This window comes from Caballeronia sp. (genome assembly GCF_049581465.1).
Classification (GTDB): domain Bacteria; phylum Pseudomonadota; class Gammaproteobacteria; order Burkholderiales; family Burkholderiaceae; genus Caballeronia.
In genome coordinates this window covers 1-2,068 of sequence record NZ_JBAUSA010001347.1, presented here as the reverse complement: position 1 = coordinate 2,068, position 2,068 = coordinate 1, and the positions used below count along the sequence as shown (strand labels likewise).

The 2,068-nt window shown below is 65.0% G+C and carries 3 protein-coding genes; all 3 read right to left on the bottom strand.

Annotated features, from left to right (window positions below; translation table 11 throughout):
• The coding region (locus WCA53_RS32590; RefSeq protein WP_423921622.1) for an ATP-binding cassette domain-containing protein at positions 1-735 on the bottom strand (735 nt) is incomplete at its 3' end.
• 13 nt (positions 736-748) lie between these two features.
• Entirely contained in the window at positions 749-1,828 is a 1,080-nt protein-coding gene (locus WCA53_RS32585; RefSeq protein ID WP_423921619.1) for an ABC transporter substrate-binding protein, read from the bottom strand.
• 50 nt (positions 1,829-1,878) lie between these two features.
• A partial coding sequence (locus WCA53_RS32580; RefSeq protein WP_423921614.1) for an SMP-30/gluconolactonase/LRE family protein occupies positions 1,879-2,068 on the bottom strand: 190 nt, incomplete at its 5' end.

The window sequence follows — 2,068 nt, the reverse complement described above, 5'->3', positions numbered from 1 at the left end:
GGTGTGCTGCCCCATCGCCTCGACCAGATCGTGGCGCGTCAAACCCGGTGCCGCGCGGTCCATGACGATCTGCCCGTCGCGCATCACGACCACGCGGCTCGACGCCTGCAGGATCTCGCCGAGAATGTGCGTGATGAGCACGACTGCGAGGCCGGCCTCGCGCTTGCGGGCGACGTAGTCGAGCAACTGGGACGCCGCGCTCGCGTCGAGCGACGAGGTCGGCTCGTCGAGAATCACGAGCCGCAGCCCCGGCACGGTGAACGCGCGGGCGATTTCGATCATCTGCCGCTTGCCGATCGGCAGATCGCCGATCAGATCGTTGCCGGCGATGCCATGGCCGGGAAAGATCTCGTCGAGCGTGCCGACGAGAAGGCGCGCGGCGCGCGAGCGCCAGCCCCAGCCCCAGCCCTTGAGATCGCGCCGCAGCAGACAGGCCGTCTCCGTGACGCTCAAGTTGGCCGCGAGCACGATCTCCTGCGACACGCAAGCGATGCCCGCGTCCGCCAGCGAAGCCGGCGAACACGGCTCGCCCGCGAAGCGATACTCGCCGCCATCGATAGCGAGCAGCCCGAAGAGCACGTTCATCAGCGTCGATTTGCCGGCGCCGTTATGGCCGACCAGACCGATGCACTCGCCGGGATCGACGCGGAGGCTCACGCCTCGAAGCGCCTGCACCGGCCCAAAACTGCGCGTCACCTTGTCGAGATGAACGAGGGGCGAAGTCTGCTGCGTCATGATGCGGCTCGCGTCACTTGGCCAGCGGCACTTCGGGCAGCGGCTTACCCGCGCCGATCGCGTCGATCGCCTGCACCGTCCAGTCTTGCGGATACGCAGCCGTGGCCACGCCGCCTTCGGGAATGTGCGCGTACCAGTAATCGAGATCCTTCTGATGCAGTTCGAGCAACGGAATGGTGATGTCCTTCGGCACCTTCTTGCCCGCGAGCACCTGCTGCGCGACCCAGAATGCCATCTGCACCATGCCAGGCGCGCTGGAAATCGACATTGTTTCGTAGTGGTTGGCGTCGCTCTGCTTCTTCCAGAACGCCACTTCATCCTGGCGATTGCCCATGATGATGACCGGCAGCGGACGGCCGCCAGCGAGGAACGCCTGCGCTGTTCCGTAGCCGTCGCCACCCTGCGTCAGGACCGCGTCGATTTTCGGCAGGGTAGGCAGGAGCGTCGACACTTCCCGCTGCGCGACGGTCTGCGTCCACTTGCCGTACACCGAGCCGGCGATCTTCAGACCCGGGTATTTCTTCAGCTCGCTCATGGCACCGTCATGGATCTGCGTATCGATCGAACCGCCCGGCATGCCGCGCACTTCGAGCAACGTCCCTTTGCCGCCGAGGCGCTTGGCCAGGTAGTCCACTTCGGCTACGCCCATCGAACGGTTGTCCGTCGAAACGCGATATGCGCACGATTCGGTGGCGATCTGATCGACTGCGACCACGACGATGCCCGCCTTGCAGGCATCCTTGATCACGCCGTTGAGCGCGGTCGGCGACGATGCGTCGAGCACGATCGCGTCGACGCCCTGCAGCACGAGATTGCGGATCTGCTGGGCCTGCTCCGTTACCGAGTTCTCGGTGGTCGTGAAGCTCGGCGCCTTGGCGACGAGGTGACGTGACACGGCTTCGTCACCGACGCTCTGCCAGTCGCGCAGCATGGCCTGACGCCACGAGTTGCCCGCGTAGCTGTTCGCGAGCGCGATCACCTTCTTGGATGTGTCGCCTTTCGCGGGACCTTCCTGCGCGAACGCCGACGTGGCGGCGGCAACAGATGCAACGGATGCGACGAGCGCAATGGATACGATGTGTTTCAGCTTCATACGGTTATCTCCTCCTACTTTCTTGTTTGCCTGATTGCTTGTTTGCTTGCTCAAGGTGCAGCGATGCCCCGCGCGGCCGTGTAGATCGCATAGACGGACGACGTGGCGGTGACGAAAAGCCGGTTACGGTGACGCCCGCCGAAGGTCAGATTGGAGACGTTCTCGGGCACCGGGATCCGTGCGACGCACACGCCGTCCGGCGCATAAACGACGACGGCGCGCCCCGCGCTGGTCCACAGG